The 3,067-nt window shown below is 69.4% G+C and carries 5 protein-coding genes; all 5 read right to left on the reverse strand.

Annotated elements, in window-relative coordinates; all coding sequences use genetic code 11:
* A partial coding sequence (locus AB2385_RS16795) for a TadE/TadG family type IV pilus assembly protein (protein ID WP_367656162.1) occupies positions 1–203 on the reverse strand: 203 nt, incomplete at its 3' end.
* Between the two features lie 5 nt (positions 204–208).
* Positions 209–418, reverse strand: a complete 210-nt coding sequence (locus AB2385_RS16800; protein WP_273381487.1) for a hypothetical protein — start codon at positions 416–418, stop codon at positions 209–211.
* Between the two features lie 21 nt (positions 419–439).
* Positions 440–1,345: a type II secretion system F family protein gene (locus AB2385_RS16805; RefSeq protein WP_273381485.1), complete on the reverse strand. Its 906-nt coding sequence runs from the start codon at positions 1,343–1,345 to the stop codon at positions 440–442.
* A gap of 2 nt (positions 1,346–1,347) precedes the next feature.
* Positions 1,348–2,271 (reverse strand): type II secretion system F family protein, encoded by a 924-nt coding sequence (locus AB2385_RS16810; RefSeq protein ID WP_367656163.1) that lies wholly within the window; start codon positions 2,269–2,271, stop codon positions 1,348–1,350.
* On the reverse strand, positions 2,268–2,819 hold the full coding sequence (locus AB2385_RS16815) for an ATPase, T2SS/T4P/T4SS family (protein ID WP_367656164.1): 552 nt from the start codon (positions 2,817–2,819) through the stop codon (positions 2,268–2,270). The genes AB2385_RS16810 and AB2385_RS16815 overlap by 4 nt, the downstream gene beginning before the upstream one ends.
* Positions 2,820–3,067: the final 248 nt, after the last annotated feature.

The following is a 3,067-nucleotide window of genomic DNA, read 5'->3' on the forward strand; positions in this document are numbered from 1 at the left end:
TATGCAGCAGGGGCCATCTTGGCCCCGGACTGGGGGTTGGCTGCCTGGGCCGCCTCCCGCGCGCCTGTCTCCACCACCACCAGCGCGTATCCCAGAAACGCCGTCTGCAGCATCACCAGCATCGTCAGGATGACCAGCGGGAAGAGGGCCAGAAACTCCAGGGTCTGGGCCCCCGTTTCCTCACGGATCAGCCGCCTGAGCATCGCCGCTACGGCTTTAGCTTCTCGATCGCAGCCTTGAACCAGTCCGCCAGCGCATCACCGACGCCGCTGCCGCCCTGGGCGAAGGAGGCGCTCACGCCGAGGATCGCCACGATCAAGAGGGCCAGGGCCAGGTACTCCAGCGTCTGCGCCCCCCGCTCCTCCTGCACCAGCCGAGACCAGCCCTGGAACAGTGCCTTCCGCACCTTCTCACCCATTCGCAGATCCCTCCCCGAGGATTAATGAAAGAGAAACTGAATCCCGTATTCTTCGGGATGATAAAACATATTGAGCAACACCATGCCGATCAGCAGGAGAAAGACGCCCGGCGTGACCAGCAGGGTGGTGATCAGCGTGATCTTCGGGCTCGCCTTTGCCGCCTGCTCCTTTGCCCGCTGGATGCGGGCGGTGCGCAGGGCGCGGGCCTGGGCGGCCAGCGTGTCGGCGATCGGCACGCCCAGCTCCAGCCCCTGGGCGATCGCCTCCACGCAGAGGTCCAGCTCCCGGCAGGTGGTGCGCTCCTTCACCGACTGCAGCGCCTCGGCCATCGGCTGCCCCATCTCGATCTGCAGCACCACCTGGGTGAACTCCGCCCCCAGCGGCCCGCCGAACCGCTGCGCCACCCGGCGCAGGGTCGGGTAGAATCCCGTGCCCGCCCGGAGGCTGATCGCCAGCGCTTCGATGAAGTCGGGCAGCCGGGCCGCGATCTCGTCCTGCCGCTCTTCGGCCTTCCCCTTCAGCCACCAGACGGGGGCGAAGTAGCCCAGGAACAGCAGCGCCAAGAGCACCTGGTAGCCGAACAGGAAGGTGAGGGGAACCGCGACCAGGAGCGCGGCCACCACCACCACAAACCGCAGCCCGAGAAAGGTGGGCAGGTCCAGGCCGTAGGGGTTGCCTGCGTAGGCCAGCCACCGCCCGATCTTCTCCCGCTGCCCGGGGGGCGTGTACCGTTCCCCCGAGGGGATGGAGTCCCGTGCGAGCTTCAGCAGCCAGTCCGGCAGCCGCCCCTCCTGCTGGGTCCGCCGGCTCGGGGGACTCACCCTCCCCAGCACCTGCTGCCGCCGGCTGTAGAGGTGGTGGACCCAGATCAGCGCCAGGCCGAAGCTGAGCACCGCCAACGAAAGCACGATCGCGAGGATCTCCATGGCTACACCCTGATCCGGGCCGTGCGGTGGATCAAATAAAAGCCCAGGCCCTGCAGCGCTCCGCTGACCGCCAGCAGCACCAGCCCCAGCGGCTGGGCGAGCACCCGGATGAAACCGGGGTGACCCAGGTTGAGCATCAGCAGCCCCGCCAGGGGGATGACCGGCAGCATGGCGGCCGCGTACCGCTGTTCCGCCGTCAACGTCCGCACCTCGCCCTCGACCATCCGCCGCTCCACCAGCGCGCCGGCCACCGAATCCAGGGCGCAGGCCAGATCGCCTCCCAGTTCGTGCTGCAGCAGGATGGTGGTCACCAGCAGGCGCAGGTCCGGGCTGTCAATCCGGTCGGCGAGCTCATCCAGGGCCTCCTCCAGCGAAGCGCCCAGCTGGATCTCGTGGACCGTGCGCTGAATCAGCAGCCCCAGCGGCGGCGGCAGCTCCCGGGCCAGCACCGTGAGCCCCTGCCAGACCGAGAGTCCGGCCCGGACCGAGTTGGCCAGGATCCGGGCGGCCTCGGCCATCTGGCCGCTCACCCCCTGGGCGAGCGAGGCGCCCCGCTGCTTCAGGAAGACTCGCGTTCCGCCCACGACCATGCTGAGCGCGAGGGCGAGGCTGGGAAGGAAGGCGATGGCAAAGGCTCGGCTCAGCAGCAGGGCCAGCACGACCGTGCCGGCCAGGAGCAGCAGGACCAGGTCCGCCACCGGGATCGCCAGGTTGGCCCGGGCGAGCATCCGCTCCAGTTCCTGGGCAAGCGCCACCTGGCCGACGGCACGCCGGATGCGGCTGAGCAGGTCGCCCTCCGGCTTGGGCAGGCCAAGACCCGTCCGGATCCGCTCCCGCGCGGCGGCGGCCGACCGCCGGTACCAGTAGAGACACCAGAGGCTCCAGCAGCCGCAGAAGACGGCTGCGCCGGTGAGCAGCGGGATCATGGGCCCTCCCCCCAGTAGGCGAGGAGCGGGCCGAGCTCGGCGTGGACCCCGTACCCGCGCATCCGCCGCAGGCAGGCGGGCGGCTCCGGGGCGGTCCGGAACTCCCCGGCCACGCGGCCCTCCGCGTCCACCCCGGTGCGCTCGAAGCGGAAGACCGGCACGACCTGGAGCTCGCCGGATTCGCCCACGCCCCGCACCTCGTCGATGGCCACGACCTGCCGCGACCCGTCCTCGAACCGCTGGGTCTGCACCACGATGTTCAGGGCGGCCACCAGGTGCTCCCGCAGCACCCGCACCGGCAGCTGCGCGCCGGACATGGTGACCATCGCCTCCAGGCGCCGCAAGGCATCCTGGGGGCTGTTGGCGTGGATGGTGGTGAGGGAGCCCTCATGGCCGGTGTTCATCGCCTGCAGCATGTCCAGAGCCTCCTCGCCGCGCACCTCGCCGACGGGCCCGTTGTGTTTTCGCAGATTGCGCGGTGCAGCAGCATGAGCTTGGCCACTGATCGCTGGCTTCGGCAAGGTGTCCGACAGTGCCGCTGCCACCATCGCTTTGGCGTTGGGTTCCTGATCCGGCAAGAACCTGAGGCCGCCCCAGCCCCACTTCCAGACGCGGCCGACAACCGCACCGGCGCCGGTGAAGACCCCAGCCGTCAGCCCGCCCAGACTGAACGCCCACAGAGCCCCACGCCAGCTTCGACGTGGCGGCGTTCACTGCCTCCACAACAATTGACGGAGAGCGCGAGAAAACCATGTCGGGTGGTGGACTTGATGGCTTGCGCAGCGATGTTGGGTGT

The sequence above is a fragment of the Symbiobacterium sp. genome, assembly GCF_040797425.1.
In the GTDB taxonomy this organism is placed as follows: domain Bacteria; phylum Bacillota; class Sulfobacillia; order Symbiobacteriales; family Symbiobacteriaceae; genus Symbiobacterium.

Bases quoted from the DNA above. Each gene is read 5' to 3' on its own strand.
- AB2385_RS16800 (WP_273381487.1), bottom strand. From the start codon at position 418: ATGGGTGAGAAGGTGCGGAAGGCACTGTTCCAGGGCTGGTCTCGGCTG.
- AB2385_RS16805 (WP_273381485.1), bottom strand. From the start codon at position 1,345: ATGGAGATCCTCGCGATCGTGCTTTCGTTGGCGGTGCTCAGCTTCGGC.
- AB2385_RS16810 (WP_367656163.1), bottom strand. From the start codon at position 2,271: ATGATCCCGCTGCTCACCGGCGCAGCCGTCTTCTGCGGCTGCTGGAGC.
- AB2385_RS16815 (WP_367656164.1), bottom strand. From the start codon at position 2,819: ATGGTGGCAGCGGCACTGTCGGACACCTTGCCGAAGCCAGCGATCAGT.